16 protein-coding genes and 1 pseudogene are annotated in these 24,330 nt (G+C 54.5%); 6 read left to right on the forward strand and 11 right to left on the reverse strand.

Translation table 11 applies throughout. The features are described from left to right. Positions 1–106: 106 nt before the first annotated feature. Both ACOTZF_RS24300 and ACOTZF_RS24305 read right to left on the reverse strand, forming a co-directional pair. Positions 107–1,147 (reverse strand): aldo/keto reductase, encoded by a 1,041-nt coding sequence (locus tag ACOTZF_RS24300; protein ID WP_129253546.1) that lies wholly within the window; start codon positions 1,145–1,147, stop codon positions 107–109. A gap of 178 nt (positions 1,148–1,325) precedes the next feature. Then, entirely contained in the window at positions 1,326–3,872 is a 2,547-nt protein-coding gene (locus ACOTZF_RS24305) for an autotransporter outer membrane beta-barrel domain-containing protein (protein WP_241692347.1), read from the reverse strand. Between the two features lie 552 nt (positions 3,873–4,424). Between ACOTZF_RS24305 and ACOTZF_RS24310 the strand changes: the two are divergent. After that, positions 4,425–5,972 (forward strand): annotated as a pseudogene (locus ACOTZF_RS24310) (methyl-accepting chemotaxis protein). Between the two features lie 269 nt (positions 5,973–6,241). Here ACOTZF_RS24310 and ACOTZF_RS24315 read toward each other — a convergent pair. Together ACOTZF_RS24315 and yghU are read right to left on the reverse strand one after the other, a co-directional pair. After that, positions 6,242–6,574 (reverse strand): glycine zipper domain-containing protein, encoded by a 333-nt coding sequence (locus tag ACOTZF_RS24315; protein WP_013098702.1) that lies wholly within the window; start codon positions 6,572–6,574, stop codon positions 6,242–6,244. 160 nt (positions 6,575–6,734) lie between these two features. Further along, the gene (gene yghU, locus ACOTZF_RS24320) at positions 6,735–7,604 is read right to left on the reverse strand and encodes a glutathione-dependent disulfide-bond oxidoreductase (protein WP_013098701.1); all 870 of its coding nucleotides are present in this window, start codon (positions 7,602–7,604) and stop codon (positions 6,735–6,737) included. A 182-nt stretch (positions 7,605–7,786) separates the two neighbouring features. Between yghU and gss the strand changes: the two genes are divergently transcribed. Then, complete coding sequence (gene gss / locus ACOTZF_RS24325) at positions 7,787–9,649, forward strand: bifunctional glutathionylspermidine amidase/synthase (RefSeq protein WP_095427921.1); 1,863 nt, start codon at positions 7,787–7,789, stop codon at positions 9,647–9,649. 47 nt (positions 9,650–9,696) lie between these two features. Here the strand turns inward: gss and pgaD are convergent, their stop codons facing one another. From pgaD to pgaA, 4 genes are read right to left on the reverse strand one after another with little or no spacing between them, the layout of a single operon-like run. Next, positions 9,697–10,125, reverse strand: coding sequence for a poly-beta-1,6-N-acetyl-D-glucosamine biosynthesis protein PgaD (pgaD, locus tag ACOTZF_RS24330; protein ID WP_038420574.1), 429 nt, complete (start codon positions 10,123–10,125; stop codon positions 9,697–9,699). Then, positions 10,122–11,453, reverse strand: coding sequence for a poly-beta-1,6-N-acetyl-D-glucosamine synthase (gene pgaC, locus ACOTZF_RS24335; RefSeq protein ID WP_129253536.1), 1,332 nt, complete (start codon positions 11,451–11,453; stop codon positions 10,122–10,124). The genes pgaD and pgaC overlap by 4 nt, the downstream gene beginning before the upstream one ends. Next, entirely contained in the window at positions 11,446–13,383 is a 1,938-nt protein-coding gene (gene pgaB / locus ACOTZF_RS24340) for a poly-beta-1,6-N-acetyl-D-glucosamine N-deacetylase PgaB (RefSeq protein ID WP_129253538.1), read from the reverse strand. Before pgaB ends, pgaC begins: the two co-directional genes overlap by 8 nt. A gap of 8 nt (positions 13,384–13,391) precedes the next feature. Next, complete coding sequence (gene pgaA / locus ACOTZF_RS24345) at positions 13,392–15,830, reverse strand: poly-beta-1,6 N-acetyl-D-glucosamine export porin PgaA (protein WP_129253540.1); 2,439 nt, start codon at positions 15,828–15,830, stop codon at positions 13,392–13,394. 670 nt (positions 15,831–16,500) lie between these two features. Between pgaA and ACOTZF_RS24350 the strand changes: the two genes are divergently transcribed. Beyond that, the gene (locus ACOTZF_RS24350) at positions 16,501–17,028 is read left to right on the forward strand and encodes a LuxR C-terminal-related transcriptional regulator (RefSeq protein ID WP_013098695.1); all 528 of its coding nucleotides are present in this window, start codon (positions 16,501–16,503) and stop codon (positions 17,026–17,028) included. 81 nt (positions 17,029–17,109) lie between these two features. On the opposite strand, the gene ACOTZF_RS24355 is transcribed toward ACOTZF_RS24350, so the two are convergent. After that, on the reverse strand, positions 17,110–20,127 hold the full coding sequence (locus tag ACOTZF_RS24355) for an autotransporter outer membrane beta-barrel domain-containing protein (protein WP_129318083.1): 3,018 nt from the start codon (positions 20,125–20,127) through the stop codon (positions 17,110–17,112). A 116-nt stretch (positions 20,128–20,243) separates the two neighbouring features. Then, the gene (locus ACOTZF_RS24360) at positions 20,244–20,558 is read right to left on the reverse strand and encodes a lipoprotein (protein ID WP_013098694.1); all 315 of its coding nucleotides are present in this window, start codon (positions 20,556–20,558) and stop codon (positions 20,244–20,246) included. Positions 20,559–20,733: 175 nt separating this feature from the next. Here ACOTZF_RS24360 and ACOTZF_RS24365 point away from each other — a divergent pair, with 175 nt between their 5' ends. From ACOTZF_RS24365 to ACOTZF_RS24375, 3 genes are all read left to right on the forward strand, one after another. Then, positions 20,734–21,366 (forward strand): response regulator transcription factor, encoded by a 633-nt coding sequence (locus tag ACOTZF_RS24365; protein ID WP_013098693.1) that lies wholly within the window; start codon positions 20,734–20,736, stop codon positions 21,364–21,366. Continuing rightward, positions 21,363–23,150 (forward strand): hybrid sensor histidine kinase/response regulator, encoded by a 1,788-nt coding sequence (locus ACOTZF_RS24370; protein WP_038983508.1) that lies wholly within the window; start codon positions 21,363–21,365, stop codon positions 23,148–23,150. The genes ACOTZF_RS24365 and ACOTZF_RS24370 overlap by 4 nt, the downstream gene beginning before the upstream one ends. Before the next feature lie 246 nt (positions 23,151–23,396). After that, positions 23,397–23,723 (forward strand): hypothetical protein, encoded by a 327-nt coding sequence (locus ACOTZF_RS24375; RefSeq protein ID WP_038983510.1) that lies wholly within the window; start codon positions 23,397–23,399, stop codon positions 23,721–23,723. Here the strand turns inward: ACOTZF_RS24375 and ACOTZF_RS24380 are convergent. Then, entirely contained in the window at positions 23,701–24,249 is a 549-nt protein-coding gene (locus ACOTZF_RS24380) for a DUF4225 domain-containing protein (RefSeq protein ID WP_421636208.1), read from the reverse strand. The two genes, ACOTZF_RS24375 and ACOTZF_RS24380, sit on opposite strands and share 23 nt — an antisense overlap. Positions 24,250–24,330: the final 81 nt, after the last annotated feature.

A 24,330-nucleotide genomic window follows, 5' to 3' on the forward strand; every position in this document is an offset into this window, starting at 1 on the left:
ATGAGGTCTCTTCTGATTTGTTAGCGCAACCAGTAGATCACACTTCATCGTGCTTTTCATTTTTCTGGGGAACCCTCAGCCCTGTGGGAGAGGGCAACAGACCGCACTATTTATCCGACGACGCCTGCCACAGATTCAACTCTCCATCCGCAACATGCTTATCAATGCGTATCAGCTCCTCTTCGCTAAAGCGCAGGTTTTTCAGCGCCTGAACGTTCTCTTCCAGCTGTTCCGGGCGGCTCGCGCCAATCAGCACGGACGTTACGCGCTCATCTTTCAGCAGCCAGCTTAGCGCCATCTGCGCCATTGTCTGACCACGTGCCTGTGCCATCTCATTGAGCAAGCGCAGACTGTTCAGATTGGCTTCGGTCAGCATCTTCTGCGTCAGCCCGCGCACTTTATTCCCCTCGCGCTGCATCCGCGAACCTTCAGGAATACCGTTGAGGTATTTTCCGGTCAGCAACCCCTGCGCCAGTGGGGTAAACGCAATACAGCCAGTACCGTTTTGCTTTAGCGTCTCCAGCAGGCCGGTTTTATCCACCCAGCGATTAAGCAGGTTGTACGACGGCTGATGGATGAGCAGTGGAATTTTCCATTCGCGAAGCAGGTCAGCCATTTTCTGCGTGCGCGCCGTTGAATAGGACGAAATTCCGACATACAGCGCTTTACCGCTCTGCACCGCATGGGCCAGCGCGGCAGCGGTCTCTTCCATCAGCGTGTTCTCATCCACGCGATGGGAATAGAAAATATCCACATATTCCAGACCCATACGCTTCAGGCTCTGGTCGAGGCTGGCGAGCAGATATTTGCGCGAGCCGCCCGAGCCATACGGTCCCGGCCACATGTCGTAACCCGCTTTGGTGGAGATAATCAGCTCGTCGCGACAGGCGGCAAAATCCTCCCGCAGCAGGCGACCAAAGTTCTCTTCCGCGCTCCCCGCTGGCGGGCCGTAGTTATTGGCAAGATCGAAATGGGTGATACCGAGGTCGAAGGCTTTACGCAGCAGCGCACGCTGGGTGTCGAGCGGCTGAAGGTGGCCGAAGCTATGCCACAGGCCGAGCGACAGCGCAGGCAGGCGCAGCCCGCTTTTGCCACAGTAGCGGTACTGCATATTTTCATAACGGCCGGGGTTAGGGTGCCAGGACATGATGTCTCCTTTCTTATCGATGAATTTTTGAAACAGCGTTTTCATTCTGTCCTTATCAAAACACAAATCCTGGGAAGAAGCGATGCCAGACCTCACTGACAGCACTTTCCCCAGGACGTGTTTGATGACATGCACCGTACTGCCCGGTAAACGCAGCGTACCGGGCATCAGACGACACTCAGAAGCTGTAGCTCATCCCCGCCTGCACGCTGGCATCGTTATCCACATCGCCCGTGCCAACGTATACACCTGTGTTAAGGGTAAAGTTGTGGGCGACGGTGGCATTAATACCCGCCCCAAACATACCCATGGCGTTGTTATGACCTGAGGTGTTGTGGTAATCCGCTACCTGAATGTCAGTATCATCGCTGAACTCTTTCTGGAAGCGCGCGTCAATCCACGGCATCACCAGCACGTTCTTATTCAGATCCCGAAGCGTGGTCGTTAGCCGAACCCCGACGCCCCCGTTCCATGACGAGACCTGGCTGTCGGCAAAGGCCACTTCACTGTCAGAGAAGCCGTTTGCTTTGGTCTGATCCCAGCCTAAGGTGGCGTAAGGTTGCAGCAGCGTTTCACCAGGCAGCAGTACGTTCACCCCCATGCGGGCCTGTGCAAGATACAGGCTACCATCGGTGGAGCCGTGCAGCGCTTCCGTCATACCGCTGGTGTTGCCCGTAACGTTATTGGCAGACAGGGAGTAACGCATATCGCCATAGCTGAAGCTGCCGTCAGCGAACAGTCCCCAGTTTCTGCTGTCTAGCGCCTGCTGCCAGCCGCCGTAAATGCTGTAGTAATTGCCGTAAACGCTGTCTTTAAAGCCGTCGACACTGTCGCTGGTGTCCTGCGCGCGGCTGCGCGTCCACGCCAGTGCGATACCGCCGGTTACGCTATCGCCGTTGTTCAGATGAGCGGTCCAGTCCACGCCGCCCTGTGCCCCCTGGGTAATGCTCTTATAGTCGACGTCGTTGCTGAAATTGCCGTTCTGATAGAGGAAATCCCCCCAGACCTGCGCACCATCCTGCTGTTCTCCCAGCATATTTGCGAGATGCACCTGGTTCATATGGTTGCTGATGTCATCAGCAACCTGATGTCCGGCCTGTTCGGCGGCATCCAGTCCGGCGATCAGCCCCTGAACGTCGCTCGCGAGGTTTCCCTTCTGGCTGTTAAATTCAATATTCCAGCTCTGGCTATTATCTGCGGTAAGCTGAGTCTGAGGTGAGCCGTCGGCGGCAACAACATTCAGGCTATTGTTGTAGTTATACGCGCCGCTACGGTTCTCAACATTCTGCTGTCCGTTGGTAAAACTTGCGGCGGCATAATTTTCTGGTGCGCTGCTGCCTGAAGTGGTGAACGTACCAAGAATAACGTTATGTTGATTCAGTGCTGACGGGGTGATGCTATTCACAATCACTGCGTTATTGGCGCCGGTAATATTACCGAAATTAACATAGCTGTCGGTGCTCATGGTAACCAGTGCATTGCTGCCGGTGGTGGTGGCTATCAGGGTTGAACCGTTTTGCAAACTCCAGCTGGTTGCATCGTTAATTTTATCAATGGCAATACTGTTATCGCTGGTGGTATTTACCGTTTCAAACTGGCTTATTTGTCCGGATATGGAGCTGCCCGCATCCATTGAAAGAGTATCGCTACCGTCACCGCCGTTAACATTGCCATTTACATGTGAATCATTGGTCAGCACGATCGTATCATCACCCGCACCCGTTGTAATATCACCGTTGACGGTTGCATTATTCTGCAGCGTGATGGTGCTGCTGCCTTTATTCTGGCTGGTATTTATCCCGCCATTCACGGTGCTGTTATCCACCAGAACGGAATTTGCGGAATTACCATCGACGGTTACATTGCCATTTACAACGCTGTTATTTGTCAGTGAGATATGGGTGGTGCCGTTTTCGTTAATGGCTCCAATATCTCCGGTGATCGTGCTGTTATTCAGCGCCAGCGAATCAGCCTTCGTTCCGTACATTGCAATGGCGACATCGCCAAAGGCATCCAGGTTGATGTCGCTGAAGGGCTTGTATTCGCTCAGTTTTACCGCCAGCGTGTCGATGTTCTGCGCGATTTCGCTCTGCGAGGCATCCACGGAAGCGTTAGTCAGCGTAATATTGGTATCAGATTTATCGCTACCCGCGTAGATACCGCCTCTATCCATCGTACTGTCGCTGATGGCAATATTTTGCGCACCGGCTCCCGCGCTGAGAATACTGCCGTGCAGTAAGCTGCCGTTCTCAACGATCACGTTGTGGTAGCCTTTATCCATCGGGTCGAGGTAAATGGCTGAACCTATCATATAGGCTTTCTTTCCCTCATAGCTTCCGGCGTCATTTTCGCCATTCAGCGTAGCGGCATCGATGGTAACCGTCGTATTGGTGGTTGCGCCAGTATTGCCCACTTCGATCATATCGACGGTGGCGCCGTTATTCAGCGTAATATTAGCCGTCCCCCCGTTGCTGCCCTGAATATAATGGCCGGACATGTCGGTGCCGGAAACGGTCAATGACTGGGTATCTCCTGATTCACGACTTCCATCCATAAATATATTATTTGCGGTGGTGTCGGCCATAATGGCATTAGTCACGCCGGGATCCTGATAGAAACTATTATCTTTGTACTTCGATAAGCCGCAGGTCTGCGATGTCACGCCGGGCTGGCAGGGCGTGGCTGGCGTTACGGCAGCCTGGGCGCCAAATGACGTTAAAGCCACTAAAACACATTGCGAAAGCAACGTACGATTCATTAATTTGCGCATTTTAAGTTCTCTGGATGAGTCGATAATTGTCCGGCTCTTTTTAAATGAATTTATTTAAAATAAGAACTTTCTTACGGGGTGGGGATGTAATGAAATCTAAAAATATATCCCGCGAAATAATTAACAGTTAAATAATTAAACCTGATTGATAAAATTTAATTAATTCATGTGGTAAATATTTTGGAATGATTTGCATACAAATTAAGGGGTTTCTTGACTGGATGTGCGGTACTTTGATCGCCCCATATCACCAGAATATTAACCCTTTCGGGTTATGAGGTTAATTAACTGTTTGTCTGTTTTACATATCGACAGCTGCTGAAATATTAAAACACGTATTGTGCAGGGAGATTTTCCCCGCAGCAATTATCGCTTTTCCAGCGATCGGCAGGGCAGTAAATAATTTTATAAAATTATTCGCGAAAAAGTATAACTTCCCCGGTTCCTGCCGATAACGAGAGTAGTACTCGCCTCTGGGCGAACTCACCCTCACGGCAAGGAACACTTATGAACATGCTCCGTAATTTCACGATCCGTTTCGTCATGCTGACGATCCTGGGGATCTTTTGTTTAATGTGGGCAGGCGTTGGACTCTACAGCACCTGGTCCCTCTCTCGCGTTTCGGATGGCAATGAAGTCGATCGCCAGCTGGTGAAACAGATGACCATACTCAGCCAGGGCAACGATCAGTATTTCCGCTTTGTCACCCGACTGAGCCGCGCGATGGAAGTCAAAGCCGCTGGCGGTACGCCGGATCTGGCCTCCGCCCAGCAGGCGCTGGATAACATGGGCAAAAAACTGGCCGAGATGAAAGCGATCTCTCCGGGTCCGATGGATGAACAGGTCTCCTCCCGGGTGATCGGCACCTGGCAGGCGCTGCTCGAGCAGGGCGTTACGCCACAAATGCAGCAGGCGAAGCTGGGCGCGCTGGATGGTTATCGCCAGCAGTCTAATAACGTCACGCCACAGCTGAGCCGTGCGTTTGGTGCGGCCGCTGAGGAGTTCAATAACGCCGCTGCGAAGGCCCTCGACAGTACCCGCGTAGTGGTGGATGGCCTGACCAGCATGACCCGCACGGTGATTATTGCCGCCACCCTGATTGGTCTGCTGATCCTGCTCTTTAGCGACCGTTACCTGGTGGCGATGCTGGTGAAACCGCTGGACCGAATTCGTCAGCAGTTCCGCCAGATTGCGCAGGGCGATCTCAGCCAGCCCATTGAACCGTTTGGTCGTAACTGTGTGGGACAGCTGGTGCCGTTGCTGAGTGCCATGCAGGACAGCCTGCGTGAGGCGGTCAGCACGATCCGCGCGGGCAGTGAAAATATCTGGCGCGGGGCGACCGAGATCTCCAGCGGTAACAACGATCTCTCCTCCCGTACCGAAGAGCAGGCTGCCGCGCTGGAAGAGACAGCAGCCAGCATGGAGCAACTCACTGCCACCGTGAAGCTGAACGCCGAAAGCGCACGTCAGGCAAGCCAGCTGGCGGATGTGGCATCGACCACGGCCAGCCGCGGTGGCTCGCTGGTGGAGGAGGTGGTGACCACCATGAGCGGTATTTCCGACAGCTCGAAGAAAATTGCTGAAATCACCACCGTGATTAACAGTATCGCCTTCCAGACCAATATCCTGGCGCTCAACGCAGCAGTGGAAGCGGCGCGAGCGGGTGAGCAAGGCCGTGGCTTTGCCGTGGTGGCAGGTGAGGTGCGTAATCTGGCCAGCCGCAGCGCCAACGCGGCGAAAGAGATTGAAGGGCTGATTGCCGATTCCGTCGCTCGCGTCGAGCAGGGGGCTCAACTGGTGAACGACACGGGGACCACCATGGAAGCGATTCTGCGCGATGTAACGGAAGTGACCACCATCATGAAGCAGATTGCGTCAGCCTCTGAGGAGCAAAGCAAAGGCATTTCCCAGGTCGGGGTTGCCATTACGTAGATGGACGGTGTAACCCAGCAAAATGCCTCGCTGGTGGAGCAGGTCTCCGCCGCGGCAGCGGCACTTGAGCGGCAGACCGAAGAGCTTCAGCGTTCGGTGCAGAAGTTCCGTCTCACGGCATAATGTTGCGGTTGGTTGCCTGACCAGAGAAAACAAGAAACCCAGCGTAAGCGCTGGGTTGAGGCTGCTGATATCGTGCGAGATGTGCCCCTCGCCCGGCGGCGCTACGCTGACCCGGCCTACAACGAACAGTGCCAATTTATTGATATTGTTGTCGATTGTAGGCCGGGTCAGCGTAGCGCCACCCGGCAAAACAGGCGGTTCAGTTTTTGATAGCGGGGTTTGTCATTAAACTCAACCTACCGGCTCGAAAAGCAGAACCACGGCGTTTATCAGTGCGTCGCTTCACCAATCAGCGCGCCTGAACCCGCACCCACAGCGGCACCTTTCAGCACGCTGTTGCCCGTCACGGCAGCGGCACCTGCACCAACAACAGCGCCTACGGCACCGCCTTTACGCGCGGCTTTACCTTTGTCACCGTTTTTGAACATCGCACCCGTGCCTGCACCCACGACCGCGCCGCCTACGGTGGATTTCAGATCTTTACCTGTGGCCGCCCCAATCGCCGCGCCTGCTACCGCACCGGCGGCGGTTTTATCCATCGCCATACCTGAGGTAGAAAAAAGAAGGATGCTGATCACCAGCGCTGTATTGATTGATTTCATAACAAATCCTTTGTGACTGCTGTCGGTTGAAACGTCGCTTCTCGCCGTCTGGCTGGAGAAAAACGTCCGCATAGTGCCAGTAATACCGGCCCAACCCTTAAGCTAATCATGCCCTGGGCAAGGATTTGCCTGGCCGGGCGGTTACCCGCCCGGCAGCGCATCACGCCTGACGCTTATCTTCGGTTTTGGTTTCGAAGTCGCTCGCCGCGTGGCGTTCGTGGAGTTGCTCGTTAAGCTCACCGTTGGTGCGATTCACAATCCGTCCGCGCTTCACGGCAGGGCGGTTCGCTACGTCTTTTGCCCAGCGCTGGACGTTGGTGTACTTCTCTGCGTCCAGGAACTCGGCGGCGTTGTAGACGCTGCCCAGCGCCACGCAGCCAAACCACGGCCAGACCGCCATATCGGCGATGGTATATTCTTCACCCGCCACGTAACGGCCGCGGGCGAGCTGTTTATCCAGCACGTCGAACAGGCGCTTGGCTTCCATCGTGAAGCGGTCAATCGCGTACTCGATCTTCACCGGCGCATAGTTGTAGAAATGGCCGAAACCGCCACCGAGGAACGGGGCCGCGCCCTGTAGCCAGAACAGCCAGTTCAGGGTTTCCGTGCGGCCAGCCGGATCTTTTGGCAGGAAATGCCCGAACTTCTCTGCCAGATAGAGCAGAATGTTGCCGGATTCAAATACGCGCGTTGGCGGGGTGGTGGAGTGGTCACGAAGCGCCGGTATTTTCGAGTTCGGGTTCACCTCAACAAAGCCACTGGAGAACTGATCGCCTTCACCGATGCGGATCAGCCACGCGTCGTACTCCGCGCCCGTTACGCCCAGCGCCAGCAGCTCTTCGAGCATGATCGTCACTTTCTGGCCGTTCGGCGTGCCCAGGGAGTAAAGCTGCAGCGGGTGCGAACCGACGGGCAGATCTTTCTCATGTGTGGCACCAGAAACAGGACGGTTGATGTTGGCGAACGCCCCGCCGCCGTTCTTTTTCCATTCCCACACTTTGGGTGGCTGATAGGTATTTTCGTCTGACATGTTGGCCTGCCTTTTTTGTGATGTGTTGAGGCAGTGTAGCAGGAGATGAATAGACCGTTTAACGAACTGAGCGCAAAGGTCAGGGGAGGTGTATGATAACCCTACCTCTGTCAGGTTAATTACAACGTGCAGACGACGACAACCCTTCCAAAATTGCCGCCTGCCTGTTTTAGGTTGGATACATGCGTAAAGGAAAGTTAAGCAGTGATGCGCCATTCGGGACGTTGTTAGGCTATGCGCCCGGTGGCGTGGCGATTTACTCTTCAAATTACGGCAGTCTGGACCCGCGTAAGTACCCGCAAGACGCGGATTTCCGCAGCTATATCGGCAACGAATACATGGGCCACAAGTGGCAGTGTGTAGAGTTCGCCCGCCGTTTCCTGTTCCTCAACTATGGCTTTGTGTTTACCGATGTCGGGATGGCGTGGGAGATCTTCTCCCTGCGTTTTTTGCGCCAGGTGGTGAACGATAATATTCTGCCGTTACAGGCTTTTGCCAACGGCTCGAAACGCGCGCCGCAGGCCGGGGCGCTGCTCATCTGGCAAAAGGGCGGCGAGTTTCATGAAACCGGCCATGTCGCGGTAATCACCCAGCTTTTAGATGGCAAGGTCCGCATTGCCGAGCAGAATGTTATTCACTCCCCGCTTCCGCTCGGACAGCAGTGGACCCGCGAACTGCGCATGACCGTTGAGAACGGCTGTTACACGCTTCATGACACTTTCAGCGATACCGAAATCCTTGGCTGGATGATCCAGACGGACGACACGGAGCACAGCATTCCCCAGCCCGAACCTGACGGCGAACTGCTGAAAATCAGCGGTGCGCGGTTGAAGAATAAACGTCAATACGACGGAAAATGGCTCAACGAAAATGACGCCCTGCAGCAGGCCTACATCCGCGCCAACGGCCACGTTATTAATAACGATCCCTGCCACTATTTCACGATTACCGAAAGCGCCGAGCAGGAGCTGATTAAAGCGACCAATGAACTGCATCTGATGTATCTGCACGCCACCGACAAAGTGCTGAAAGATGACAACTTACTGGCGCTTTTCGACATCCCCAAAATCCTCTGGCCGCGCCTGCGTCTCTCCTGGCAGTGGCGTCGCCACCATATGATCACTGGTCGTATGGATTTCTGTATGGATGAGCGCGGCATTAAGGTTTACGAGTACAACGCTGATTCCGCCTCCTGCCACACCGAGGGCGGCTTAATTCTGGAAGAGTGGGTCAAAAACGGTTATCGCGGCAATGGGCACAACCCGGCAGAAGGTTTGCTGGAGGAGTTGACCGGCGCGTGGAAACACAGCCATGCGCGTCCGTTCGTGCACATCATGCAGGACAACGATGTCGAAGAGGATTATCACGCGCTCTTCATTCAGCGCTCGCTGCTGCAGGCCGGGTTTGACACCAAAATTCTGCACGGTCTGGGCGCGCTGAGCTGGGATGCTGCCGGGCAGTTAATCGACGACGAAGGTCGCCACGTCAACTGCGTGTGGAAAACCTGGGCGTGGGAGACGGCAATCGAGCAGATTCGTGAGGTCAGCGAAACCGAATACGCTGCCGTGCCAATCCGCACCGGTCACCCGGCAGGCGAGGTGCGGCTGATTGACGTCCTGCTGCGCCCGGAAGTGCTGGTGTTTGAACCGCTGTGGACGGTGATCCCTGGCAATAAGGCGATCCTGCCGGTGCTGTGGCAGCTGTTCCCTAACCACCGCTACCTGCTCGATACCGATTTTGAGGTTAACGCGCAGCTGAAGCAGACCGGTTATGCCGTCAAACCCATTGCCGGCCGTTGCGGCAGTAATATCGATCTGATCAGCGCCCAGGATGAACTGCTGGATAAATCCAGCGGCAAGTTTGTCGATCGCAAGAATATCTACCAGCAGCTGTGGTGTTTGCCGAAGGTGGACGGCAAATATATTCAGGTCTGTACCTTTACCGTGGGCGGGAATTACGGCGGAACCTGTCTGCGTGGGGATGAAACGCTGGTGGTGAAAAAAGAGAGCGATATTGAACCGCTGATTGTGGTGAAGGATAAGTGACCGTGCAGAAACAGCATCCGCAGGGACAACCTGCGGATGCCTGAGGTTTATTCCTCGTCCTGCTGACTGATTTTCAAATCAATGATGCGACCGATCTGGTCATGATAGACCGTCAGCAAATTGTACTGGCTCATCTCTGAGATGATTTGCGGCGTCACGTTAAAGCTGCGGGCCAGCTCGTCGTGCTTAAGCGTTGCAGGGCGGTGATGTCGTCTTGCATGCGCGCGGCGGCGATTATATTGATACCACAGGATCAGCAGCCAGCCGTTTAGCGCGGCAATCAGCAAATAGATCAGCACCGTCTTAAAGGAGGCAATAATCACGCCCCAGCGGTAGTCGCTCTCGTTGGTTATCTGCATCCACAGGTTGGCATAGAGGAAAAAGAGAAATCCTCCCCAGGCCAGCAGGGTTAACGCTGCATCAAACAGCCGGGGCACCAGCCGATGTTCAGTCAGGATTAACGTGTTTTCGTTCATTGAATGCTCCCTTTACCTCTGTCCGGACTGATCCAGCGCGCGCGTGAGCGCTGGCGTTTAAGCATGACCTTTGGGAAGGCGACGAGGGTGGTGAACAGGCCGATCATCCAGTACACCATCGGAAACCAGATGATCCAGAAAAGCGAACTCGCCACGTTACGTTCATAGCGTCGCTCGATATACAAACTGACGAGGAACTGCAGTAGGCACATCACCCCCAGCAGGAGCCCGGTGAATTCCGGCGGGAACAGGCTCGTGACGGTCAGGTTGGCAGGAAGCGGCGTGAGGGCGCTTATGATAAATAACAGCACCGTCACCGCATACGCAAACGCCCACAGCGTTGACAGGGCGTACTCTAAAAACAGCGGCCACATGCGATGATGCTCCCAGCGCACGATCTTGCGAAGATTGACCAGAAACACCTCCGCGCCGCCCTGAGCCCAGCGCAGGCGCTGTTTCCACAGCCCTTTTAGCGTCTCCGGCATCAGGATCCAGCACAGCGCCCGCGGCTCGAAAAAAATATCCCAGTGGCGAAGCTGAAGCTTCCAGCTGATGTCGATATCTTCGGTGATCATATCCGGGCTCCAGTATCCCACGTCCGCCAGCGCCTGACGGCGAAAGGCAGCGATGACGCCAGAGACGGTAAAGACCCGGCCATAGATCCGCTGCGTGCGTTTGATGAGCCCTATGATGGAGGAGAATTCGCCCACCTGAATGCGGCCAATCAACGTGGAGCGCGTGCGAATACGCGGGTTCCCGGTCACGGCGCCCACGTGGGGGTAGTGGATTAGCGGGGCAACCAGATAAGCGGCGGTATCGCGATCGAGCAGGGCATCGCCATCAATACAGACCAGAAGGTCTCCCCGGGCCGCCGCTGCGCCCGCTTTCAGCGCCACGGCTTTCCCCTGATTCTCCGCCAGATGAATGACGCGCAGTCGCGGCTGCTCCTGCGCCAGCTGTTGCAGCACCTGCGCGGTGTTATCGGAAGAACCATCGTTGATGGCGATGACCTCGATATTCGGGTAACGCTGGGCCAGCGCGGCACCGATCGTCTCCCGGGCGTTGCGTTCCTCATTGAAACAGGGAATGAGGATCGAGATTAACGGATCGCCCTCTAACGTCGGGGCGGGCGTTTTTCTGTTCCATGACCAGTGTCGTTCCAGCTGAAACCAGAAATAGAGCCCCCCGGTGATCCAGAATACGGACATGAACAGGGGCCAGAAGAAGACAAAATCCAGAATCAGTTCGCCGGTAAAGAGGGCGGCCACGCCTAATGGCAACCCAAATACCAGGCATAAAATTGAGAAGGCGATAAGGCGATCAGTCATTGTCAGGATACCAGTACGAAGAGAATTCAGGCCTGATACGGGAAAGATCAGGTTGGTTATGGATGAAATCGTCGGGGTAGTAACCGTAATGTCTGCTGCCGTTAAGCTGGAGCACGCGCATCCACTCCGCCAGGCGACTATCGGGTACGGCGCGTTGCGGTGTCTGCGCCCAGTCACGGGCCTGCAGCTCAAAAATGGTTTTATTCAGCGCGCCGGGGCGAGTGGCAACGGTGTTAACCAGGCGCGTTAGCCAGGCGTTGCTCTCGTCTGCCGGGACGGACTCCATCAGCGGCATGGCCATCGGCACCGTCCAGTCATACTCCGCCAGGAAGTCATCAAGATTCTGCGCAAACCACGCCTCGCTCGCTGGGTCGAGGATCGGCAGGGCGAACATATTGCGCGCGGTTTTTATCTGCGGACCGCGGATATGCTTCACCGCCAGGCTCAGGGCGTGGGTAAACCCGATTAGCGTCTGGCTTTTCTGGCGCGTTGTCTGCTGCCCGGCATCATCCTGATCCGTCAGCACCGCATCGTCATGGAACAAGATCCCATTGAAGCTGGCATAGCGGGCCAGATCTTCATAGATTTCGGTCACCTGCTGTCGAACCTGCGGATCCCACGGCGAAAGCCGGGTATAGGGCTCGGTGGCGGCGCGTACCTGGCCCGTTTGCCGATCCCGACGCTGCACGCGCGGCAGTGCAGGGGAGAGATCGAACGAGAGAACCGGCATCCACGCGTAGACTTTTACGCCCGCGCGGGTTTGCAGTTGCCAGGCGACAAAGTTAAAGAGATCGGCACGCACGGGCAGCCGACGGTTGGGGAAGTAGAGCGCGTTAATCGTGCCGTTGCCGAGGGGATCGGAAAATGCCTGCAGGAAAACATGGCTGATTTTCATGTCGTAGACCCGCTGGATCAGCGTATTGATGTTTTTGGTCTGCTGAGCCGGATCGGGGTCATAAACGTAATCCAGATCGACATGCATCACGCGCACAGGGTCGGTCTCCTGAATCTGCGCGATGCTGCTGGCAAAGGCTTTAAGCGAGGGATTCCCGGAGATTAACAGGCGCGGGATGTTGTCCAGGTGACGCACATCTGCCAGCCCGTCCTCAAGGGTAAAGGCCAACTGATAACCCTGCTGTCTGGCAATGGCGAGCGACGTGCCGTTGGCAGCACCGTAGGGCCACACCCAGGCACGCGGCGCTTTGCCCGTCACCTGGGCGATTTTTTCGGTGACTTTCCGCACGTCATCGCCGATGCGCTGGCTGAACTGCTGGTCAGTTTCGTAACGCCCTGTCGCGTTATCGTAAAAGCGGCTGGCAATAGCCGGTTCGCGGCTTCCCTGTGGATTGGCCGGTATACCGTAATGCGAAGCCCAGGTATGCGAGCCGATCTCAATCAGCGGGGACTGGCTTAACTCGCGCACCATGTCCCACGTCGCGAAACGGTCCCGGGGTGTCATCAAACCGCCAAAATTCACGTTTTGATGTGCTGGCGTATCCACCCAACTGCCAACAGGGGCCCACAGCGCCGGCACATTCCAGGCCTGGATCAACGGCCAGACGCGGGTATAAAAACTGCTGTAGCCGTCATCAAAACTGAGCAGAAAGGCCTTTGGCGGCAGCGTTTTTTTACCGTCGTGGGCATCCAGAATATCCTGCACGCTGATGGCGTTATACCCGTTATGCACAAGCCAGCTTATCTGCTCGTTTAAGGCGCTGGTCCGCACGGAGAGATAGCGCTGATCGGCGGCGTCATCTTCCACATCGTGATAGGCCAGCACGAAAAAGTGATTCTTCGGCCAGGGTTTACTGGCTTCCGGCTGAGGTCTCTCGTTGGGCGAAATAAACGAAATGGCCTGGGCGCAGACGCTCGCGCTGAGGCATAACCAGCCGATGATGAGCAGGCCCACAGGAAAACGAATGGTCAACATATTCATCCTTAAAACCGTAAAGTCGCATCGAAAGTGACGGCGAGATTGCTTTCTCGTTTGCCGTCGTAAGGGCGCTTATCCCAGTTCAACATCACGCCGGTATCCACGACGTTGTTCCATTGAACGCGTTGCCCGTAGCCGAGCAGGGTGATGGCGCCAGCAGACTGATTTTTCTGCCAGTATCCTCCGGCTCCGGCGACCAGTTGCTGGCTCCAGAGGGTGTCGTAATAGCGGTACAGCTGATGATCGACGGACAACGCAGCCGTCGCGGACAGATCACGCTCGGGGTTGTAATAGAGCGTATCCCGCTGGCTATTCGCGCTGGCGGAGATGCCCGGTTCAAGATCCAGCGTCAGGGTCGGCGTTTGCCAGAGCCGCTCCTTGCCGGTGAGGGTGTACTCCTGTCGGCGGTTATGGTCGGAAAAATGGCTGATGGCGGCGCTGAGCTGGTACTCACGACGCTCGTTCTGATACCAGCGCATCCAGCCTTCTGCGCGGTCTGCACGGATCCCATTGCGTAACGCCCGCAACGGCGTGGTGCGTGACAGACGTTCAAGGCTGCCGCCAGATTGCCAGCGATCGTTCAGGCTGTACTGACCGGAGAGGCGAGCGCCAGGCGTGTGGGTGCCGTGATAACGGTTGCCGGAGAGCTCCGCTTCAAGCCAGATATCCCGTGACCGCCATTCGACGCCGCCGACCAGATGGCGGCTGGTGCCTTTGCCTTCGTCAAAATTGCCCTCGGCAAAGCGGGTGCCGCCAAACAGTCGCCAGTTATCAGCGACTGGTGGGCCATAGAGCGTGGCGTCCCAGTTCAGATCGTGTGTCCCGCTGACCGGGTTGTCGGAGTGCAATCCCTTGCCTGCGTTCAGACGCAGTTCAGACATATGATGCACATTTCTGAGCCTGTCCAGGCGCTGGACGCTGCGGTCACGTGGCGCACGGGCGAGCACGTCGTCGGTCAGAAGTTCCATTTGTCGCCACTCCTGCAGATCCATCGCGACGTAAGCCTGCTGCTGCTCCAGCTCTGTATTTGACGGCTCCAGTACCTCCGCCATTTTGAGCTTTTGCTCTGCGGCCCGTGGCAGGCCGCGGGCCTGAAGCAGGGCGGCATAATCAATCTGTAGCCCCTGGTTGCCGGGTGCCGTGGCAGCCAGACGGTGCGCCACGGCTTCTGCTTGCGGCAGGGCATGGGTTGCCAGCAAATACTGAAACGTGAGCGACTGGCCGATAAGCCATTGATCGTTGGGCTGGGCAGTTGGCGAGCCGAAATCGTAGCGAGCCCAGGGAACGTTGCGGGTTATTTGCGCAAGATAGTGACGGGCGGCCTGATACTGACCGGTGTCCAGATATGCATAGAAAAGCTGATGTTCTTCATCCTGCGGGTTACGCGCATAGTCAGGATACTTTTGCAGGAGTGCCAGGGCTGCATCGGCGTTTTGCTCCTGCAGATACGCAGAGATCACCCAGCCGATTGCCCAGCCCGGCACCGGATGGTGAGCTGACGTCAGCGCGCGATATTCAGCGATCGCCTGCGGGTAATCACCATGCGCATACAGCGCGCCAAGGCGGTCGACGCGGGCGCGAATGATATCTTCTGCCGCCTGCGGTTCGTGTTGCCAGCGGGCAAGCAGGGCGTCATAGCGATTCAGTGCGGCTTGCGCGAGACGCAGGCGCTCTTTTTCCGTCCGCCCAGGCGCATCGGCAAGGCGTACCTGTTCGGCGGCGGCGTTAAGTTCAAGCTGGCGCCGTTGTGCGGGCGGCAGAGAAATCCCCTGTGACAGCCACAGGGCAGGCGTACTGACCCGGTTATCGTTCAGGGCGTCGACGAGTGCCCTGAGCAGTACGTGATTCTCGGGGGCGCTCTTCAGGGCGCGGGTGTCCGCTAATAGACGATCCCAGCTTTTCCCCTGGCGTAAGTACACATAGGCGAGCGTCTCAAGGTTAATCTGGCTGGGGTGCGCTGTTACCCGTTTTTGCGCTTCCTGCAGGGCCAGCCGATCCATGCGGGCATCGGCAAGGGTTTTGATATACCCGATACGGTAGTCGTCGTTCTCCGGTGCAAGGCTACAGGCCTGCTTCCAGAGCGCGAGCGCAGATTGCCACTGCTTTTGATTTCTCCTGGATTGCGCGGCTGCGGCCACTCCCCGGGCGGGCAGGGGCATATAAACGTGATAACGCAACCACACCTCAATAACCTCATCATCGCGTCCCGCCCAGGAGGCAACCTGCAGCCAGTCTGCCACTTGTTCTGGCGTCAGGGCATGCTGTTGTTGATAACGCTGCAGGTAATGGAGAAACGAAGTGTAATTACCATTACGCGCCTGCTGAATCTGTTGTTCATATACGGATTCGGCAGCCTGAACCAGAATGGGAAACAGTAATAGCAGACACAATAATTTTGGAACTCGGTAAAAGAATAAAGTATTGAAGCGAAGTGATCTTTCCATATCTATTTGCCATTTGTTTATCATAAATCCATTGCGCAACACGGCCGCCTTTATACGTAGCGTTAAAGGCCATAAATGAGAGCGTAAAATGTGAATGCAGTTACGTTATGAGGTACTTACTTAAAGGTAATTATGGATCCTTATCGTTATGGACCGGTGAAAGGTAATGTACACCTGATATGTTGACGGATAAATATGTTGAAAAGCCGGGTTGTTGTTTTGAGATAATTCTGTATCCGGGTGATTTTTATGATTATTTTTAACGGAGTCTATATTTGTAATGCGTTGATATATAATGTATTTATTTTTATTGTGACGTTTTTGTTTATATTTTTAATGCGGCTTTGGTGCATAAATTAAAGTACTTTCTGGTGCATGTTTGGGAAGTTTCGTGACAAAAATTCTTAATATCTTGAGAGGTGACTTTTCTGCGATTGTTTTTTACTTATAATTAATAGCAGACATTGAGTGATAGTCTATGGGAAGTCTTACAAATCAATGTGCGTGTCGAGGGATGATCAAAGCCAGAATACATTTATCGTTCATGTAAAAGCGCTATAAAACGAAGGCGTCTTCTTTCTGAAGGGTCGTTCTTGCTTTAATCTAAAAGGGATGGTTAGTGGCAACTTCAATAGTGTTAGTGACACAGGATCGCTACCTCGTCAGAGGAATGAGGATATTTTTTCCGGATATTATCCTGCTGGACTCGATTGACAGAAAGATATTTGATAACAGTGCAGATGAATATTCTGTGCTGATTGACAGCCGTTCACCGCTCCGTCTGTATGATTATCTGATACGCCATCCGGCCAGAACGAGAAAAACAATCGGCTGCGTCATGCTCGATATGCGGCACCGGGAGGAGAATCAGCTCAGCATGAGGATGTTTATGAATACTGCGCTTCCGGTGGCTGACATGGCGTCGTTGTTTAATCTGGTGCTGAATATGAAAGGCAGGCGCCTGACGACCAAATGGCTGCTTAACTTACGGTTGAGTACCCATGAAGCGATTATGCTGCGGTTGCTCAGGGCGGGCATGTCGATGGAAGAGGTGGCGGACGAACTGAACACCTCGATTAAAAGCCTCTACCGGACGCGAACGGCGCTCTCTGAACGACTGGGGGCGGAGAATTTTAACGAGGCGTGTTTGTTTATCTTTAAAAACAAACTGCTGGATGGAGATGGGAACGATCCCTGATTGGGTCATAAACCAAAAGAAAAAACCGCCACGAAGGCCGGGTCGACGTAGCGCAACCCGGCACTTTAGCGTTGATATCAATCAGAACGACCAGCGCAGATTAGCGTTAACCGAGTTGACGCGGGTATCGGCACCATATTGCCCCTGATAGCCCACATCCAGCGTCGCTGCACGCGACAGTTGTACGCTCACGCCGATATCACCCACCATCACGTCCTCATCCACGGCCTGACCCTGGGTAATGAACGCGTCGCTGCCCGCAAATGCCATACGCGAAGAGGTATTCTTATCGCCATAGGCGTGCTGCCAGCCCAACGAACCGTAGAGGTTAACGTTCTTCGGCAATCCGGTCACACCACGCACCCCGAGCGTGGAATAGAAGGTGTTCATGGTTTCATTGTGAACGCTCAGCGCGGCGGCACCGCCGTCTTCCCTGAAACTGTCGGTATGCAGTCGAATCCAGGAGAGGTTAACAAAGGGCTCGACATTCATCTCTGGCTGGCCGAAACGGTAGCCCGCTTCGGTGAACGCCAGCAGCGAGTTGGCGTCGTAATCAGACTTCAGCCGATCCGAGAAGCCGCTGAAATCAACATTGCGCTCGCCTTCGATCTTGTGCCAGGTGTAACCCAGTGCGCCGCGAAGGGAGAACGCATCCTGTTGACCCGCTGCATACAGGCCGAGGTGATAGTTGTCGGTATCTGTTGAGGAACGACGGCTGTCGACGTCGTAATCACCGCGGCTGTAGCCGAAGTAACCACCGACACGTACGTTATGATCCGCCAGCTTACGATCTGCCCCCAGCAGGAAACCGGTGGTGTTGCCGTCCAGCTTGCCCACGTTACCGTCGCCGCTGTTTCGGCTCCAGGAGCTGAAGGTCTGGCCCCAGACGCCATTGTTTTGCGGCTCCGGCTGCTGCACCAGCGACATCGCTAACGGTGGTATCGGCAGGCTGTCGTTATCAAACGCGCGCTGCATACGCTGGTTTAACACGTTAAACACCTGCGTGCTGCCGGCTATCAGGTTGGATTGCATTGACGGATAAACTTCTCCGGACAGCTGGTTAAACGCCTCGCGCGCTTCCGGTGCGCTCAGCACCAGTAGCGAGTTATACAGCGCCAGCGACGGGCCGCTTTGCGTGAGCGTGGAGAGCGCGCCGGCGGTATTCCACTGGTTGCTGCTCTTTGCCACGGTCTGGAAAATCCCTGGCTTGCCGCTGCCGGGGTTTTCTCCTCCCGGGTTCTCACCACCCGGGTTTTCACCGCCGGGGTTTTCTCCTCCTGGATTCTCACCGCCCGGGTTTTCACCGCCCGGGTTTTCACCTCCAGGATTCTCGCCGCCGGTCTCTTTCTGCGCGATGGTCAGATCGACGGCGTCGGTGCTCTGCTTAAGCGCCACGTCCAGGAAGGCGGATTTGGAAATCGCTCCGGCGAACTGGCCGTCAATACCCCCGTTCGAGGTTAAAATGCGATAGCTTTGGCCCGTTTTGTAGCTGGTTTGCGGATCCAGCGCGGTGACCTGTACCTTAGCCTGATTGCTGATGGTGGTTTTGCCCGATACCAGCAGTTGGTCACTGCGGCCATCTCCCGCGATATCAACGTCATAGAAGGATTCGCCGATAAAATTCAGATAACGTTTCAGCGTCAGCGTGCCGATATCGCCATCCCCTGGTGAGATATGCCCGCCGGACAGGATCTCAGTCTGGCCCAACGTGCCGTTCCCCCCCAGCGTGCCACCGGCCTTGATTGACGCGGCGCTACTGTAACCTTGTCCGTTGTTAACGTCGGATCCCGCCGTTGCGTTGAGGATCAGCGTACCGCCGTTCTCGGCGCTAAGGGTCTGAATTTCAAAAATATCGTCTTCTGACTGGGTGTTGATGTTGCTGGCAATAATGACTTTGCCACCGCGCGCGGTCACGTTCGCCTGAAGCGCTGAAAGATCGCCGTTCAGCGTTGTCTGCCCGGAGGTATTTATCACCTCACCTTCGCCGCTCATCTTGTTGCTGAAGATGTAATTTTCGTCGGTATGGTTGAAATAGACATAACTGCCGAATAGCCCGCCACGCAGGCTGATTGCCGTCTTCGCATCGAGGGTACCCGCGCCGCCTGCCGTACCAAGCGTTGGCTCAGTTATACCCGTGCCGGTGTCCATGTTGCCGCGGCTGCCGATGATGAGCGCCCCCCGGTTCGAACCGGAGCCCGATGTCCCTACAATCAGCGCATTGCTGCCTGCGGAAAATGAACCGCCGTCAATAACCGACAGCACGCCATTGCCATAATCGCCCACGCTAACGCTGCTGTCGCTGGTAAAGCGCGAGTCTTTGCCCGCAATAACCAGCTCGGCGGTTTTTCCGGCCCCGGAGACGCCCGCCACCTGCACGCCGCCAACGTTAACCGTTCCGCCGTTCAGCACGTCCAGGTCGCCATTAAGCGTCAGCGTACGGCCAACATTCCACTGTGAGCCGCTCCCCATGACGGTGGCTTTCGGGCTCAGTGTGTCGGTTTCATCTGGCCCGGTACCATTGCCGATGCGCGCATCGTAGGTGGTATTGAGCGCGGCGCCGTCCTCAATCGCCAGCGTGGAGCGTGCGCCCAGATCGGTACCTACGCTAAGGAAATTACTGGTTACGCGAGATCCGGCGCCCGTGGCGATAAGGTGGCTGTCGTAGCCGCGGGTGGTGCCGACAACGATCTCTTTTGCGCTCGCCAGCGCGCCCTGTTCGACTCGCAGGGTGCCGAGGCCAAGATTCAGGTCGCCGCGCAAGACGTACTGATCGTTCACCGCGTTAAGCTCAGCGTTTGGCCCACGGACTGTGACCACGCTTTCATAAATTTGGCCGTCGAACAGCCGACCGATATTGATGTTATAGGCGGTGATTTTGCCATTATCGATCAGCAGGTTTCCGCGTTGATTGCGTCCAACGTAAACGTCTCCGGTGTAACCCAGCGTTTCGGTAATACGCGAGTCGCCATCTAAAATGGCATCGGCTGCACGCGCGAAATTGGCAGGTGAAAGCAGTAACAGCGGCGCGGAAAATAGAGCGAGGTAAAGCCTGGAAAGCGGCGTCTTTACCGCTAAAGAATGCGATGTAGAGTTATTCACAGGGTATCTCCGTACTCATTAGCGTGATGTCTGGAAAATCGGTTTTATATGAAAAATGCGATACGACAGAAAAAGTAAAAGGCGTAATATGTGTACGCCTTTTGATGTGAAGTTAATTATTTATGGGTGACCACAGGTGTACAGGTTGGCGCGCTCAGCGTCGGGGCGGATCCTAAAATCCCTGGCATCATCATCGATGAGCAATCGAAAATACGCCCTTTTTCCGTCGTAGCGCGATAAGACAGCTTTTGCCCTCCCAGTGCATCCGGTTGGGCGCCATTAACATTGGTCACGGTTATTTCATCCGATGAGCCCAGCCCCAGCATTTTAGCGGTTTCCGCCTGCAGAAGTGGAATGGCCTGATCGGTTTTTAGCGTGGAACAACCAGCTAGCATCAACGTAACGGTTAAAAAGAGTAGTGGTTTTTTCATAAATTATCCTTTATATCCAATCAGTTAATTTCGCTGATTGTATTTATGTTTTCTATTACTCAAATCTGCGAATAATATATTTCCCTTTCCTAATCGAAAAAACCCTCCTAAAGTAGGGTGGGTAGATAATAATTCATCCGTACTCTCTAATATGCGAAGGTAAAAGGAGGATCCTTTGGGGCAGAATTATGCGTTGGTCGTTGATGACCATCCATTGGTAGCAAGCGGTATCGCCAATTTTCTGATTACACATTGCCGATTTAAGCAGGCGAGTGTGGTGACGAATGAGGATGATTGCTACCGTCAAATTAGGGATAATGGCCCGCCACGTTTGCTGGTAATCGATTTTTGGCTCTCGTCCGGTACCGCGTTGAAATTACTCAAAGAAGTAAAACAACTTTACCCACAGGTAAGGCTCCTGGTGGTTAGTGGGGATGACAATAACGATATCTGGCAGAAAGTTCACGCCGCCGGGGGGCACGGTTTCGTATTGAAAAGCGAGCCACCTGAAATGTTTTCACGGGCCGTTTTTGCCCTCACTGATAATCTCACCTGGTTTCCTGAGGGAAACGAATTTTCCGTTGAGTCGAATAATGAGAAGTTAAGTAAATTTAACTTAACGCCGCGACAAATAGACGTGTTAAATATGATTATGCGTGGCCTGCCAAATAAAAGAATTGCCGCGCAACTTTCTATTTCTGAGCCTACAGTCAAAGAGCACATCAGCAATATATTGAAAAAGATAGGCGTTAACAGTCGGGTCGAAGCCATCACGCTTCTGCATGGCAAACGGGAACCGTCGGAATGAGATTTTTACAGAGCTTACAGAACGCTGGCATCTCTCCTCCCGCGCAGATCCGTTTGCTAAATAATACCTTTTTGCGGCTGGTGTTCAGTTTCAGCGCTGTCCCTTTCGTCGGTATTCCTTTCGCCATCTGGATTAATTTGCTGGGCGATGAACTCGGCCCAACCATTACCTGGATAATTATTTACCTGCTATGTGCCGTGGCGATCCGAATATTGCACCGACGCTACCAGCGCGAAGCGAAAGAGCATGATGAAGCGGACGTCCTGCGCCGCTGGCTGCCGCGTATAAATAAGATCGCTTTTATTCACGGGCTGGGGATTTCATCTCTCTATTTAATTACGCCGCAGACGCAGAACTTTGACTTTTTTCTGCTCCTCAATATCAGTATTGCCGCCATCGTTGCCGCCAATGCGACGCATCTGACGCCGGTCATCAGCACCTTTACATGCTTTTTCTTCGCCTCCTGGGGTGTACTGAATCTTGGCATTATCTGGCGGCTGGACGATCTGATGTTCATTGTGCTGATGTTGAACCTGCTGTACGGCTTCGCCATTTACCGCCATGCATTAACATCGCACGCGTTCTTTATTCAGCAGGCGCTGCTTGAGGAAAAAAGCTCACGCCTGGCAGAACAGTTTCGCCAGGCCAAAGAGGAAGCTGAGCAGGCGCTGCTGGATAAAAATCAGTTCCTGACGACCGCCAGCCACGACCTGCGCCAACCGGTACACGCCATGGGGTTTCTGATCGAAGCGATTATCCACCGAAACCGGGACGACAGCCTCACGCCCCAGCTGCTTGATCTGCAGCAGAGCGTCCGTTCGGTGCATTTGATGTTCAATTCCCTCCTTGACCTCAGCAAGATTGAATCCGGAAATGTGCTTACTGCCCCTGCCAGAGTGGACATCGGCGCGCTGCTCGACTCGGTGATCACGCTGTTTCGCGAAGAGGCCAACAGCCGTGCACTCAGGCTGCGCACCTGGCGGCCTAAACGCCGCATCTACGTGATGGGCGAGCCGCTGCTGGTGCGACAATCGCTGATTAACCTGATTCAAAATGCCCTCCGCTACACGCTACAGGGCGGCGTGCTGGTCGCCATCCGACCACGTGGTGACAGGTGTATGGTGGAGGTGTGGGACACAGGTGTCGGTATTGCCGATGACGAGAAAGGTAAAATCTTCTCACCTTACTATCGCCCCGAACTGGCCTGGAAGATCGACAGTGCAGGACACGGGCTGGGTCTGGCCGTCGTTGCCCGCTGTGCCAAGCTGATGAAGGTGAAGTACGGGATGCAATCCATTGAAGGTAAAGGTTCACGCTTCTGGATGTGCTTTACCCAATATGCTGGCGAAGAGATCGCGCCGGAGATGCCACCCGCCTATGACAACATCGCCATGCCGGTACGCTATGCGCAGCTGCACGGTTCCTGTCTGGTGGTTGATGACGACCCGCTGGTGACGTCTGCCTGGGAGAGCCTGATGAGCATCTGGGGAATCAACGTGCGCTGTGCGGCCTCCGCTGAAGAAGCGTTCGCTATCATCGACGATGGCTTCACGCCGTTCGCCGTGCTGTGCGACCAGCGTCTGCGATCCGGCGAAAGCGGCTTCGACATCCTGAAAGCGCTATTTGAACGTCTGCCGGACATGAGTGGCGCGATGGTCAGCGGCGAATTTAATTCGCCGGTTCTGCTGGAGGCGGAGCAGGAAGGGTACATGGTGCTACGCAAGCCTCTGGAGCCGGCTAAACTGCATGCGTTGCTGACACAGTGGTCGGGGAGTCGTGGATAGGGGAATAGACAGCAGCGTTGAGCTTCACTGCCTGCTCCCGGTCGCCAGGCTGTAAGGCCAGCTAGCTCGCGGTGTCCTGCACGTTTCTTGTACCAGGTAGATGTCAGTTTTCGAGCGTATACTCTAAGATATGTTCAACTAGTTGATATAAATATAAATTTGACGAATATCGTCAGGTAGCGATTTATCCGTCAAATTAAGTTAAACTTCGTCCCAGGTTCAGTGAGTTATGGGACTGATAACAGAATGACCAGCGAAGAAGCACTTTTAAAATCAGGTTTTAGCAAACGAGATCTTCAAAAGCTAAAAAACAATATTGAGAATTACGGTGGTTCGTTTGATAGCGTAACTCATGATCTGGCCAATCGTTTTAAGGCAATGAAGTGGATAACTATTATTGCCTTCATCATACTGGCTTTAACTCTTTTACTTGCATCTAAGGATACAAGTCTGACACTTGCGCTCACGTTATTGATTGTACTACCTTTTATCTGGTATATAACGCCAGCAAAACTTGGCTACAAATCCTGGCGTTATCGTAAAATGCAGACTAATTCTGGGACGGATCGCTGACGGACAACAGATCAAAAACAATCTTAGCTTTCACGCCATAACCCGCTATTTTCATTGTTAGCTGCGGGCGGCTCAGTGTGCTTACCTTTCGGTAATAGTCAGCAGGCAGATATCGAAACAGTCGCCAGGTACCAGGTCGCCGTAACAAGCCAAAAATGGTGTACGCATTAGCGGCCAGTGAGATTGATTTGTAGACGCCTAACCCATTCTCACGACTAAAGCCCATAAACTCAGCTGTAGACATCGCGGCATTCGCGACCAGCCCTTCACTGGTAGTGTTGTGAGTTGCGTAGCGAGCCACTTCTTTACTGATGCTGTTTGCCCCGTCAGTAACCAGTATCGCACCAGCAAGAACCCCGAGAGGGGTCATAGTGCCAATGAGGGTAAGCCCCGCAGCTATTTCAGCACCGGCCAGCACAACACTAACTGCCGAGATCACATATCCAACAATTTTGTTATTCTCTCGGATGAACTTGACTTTAGCGTAAAGTTTGGCTGCCCTCGTTCGTAATTGACCTGCCCCCACGATTAGATACAACACTCAGTTAGTAACGTCGGAATCTTCATTCTCAGAATGACCCTTTCTCCAGCCCGCTGCAAATTCAGA

The organism is Enterobacter cloacae complex sp. SHL021 (assembly GCF_049237765.1).
GTDB lineage: Bacteria > Pseudomonadota > Gammaproteobacteria > Enterobacterales > Enterobacteriaceae > Enterobacter > Enterobacter cloacae.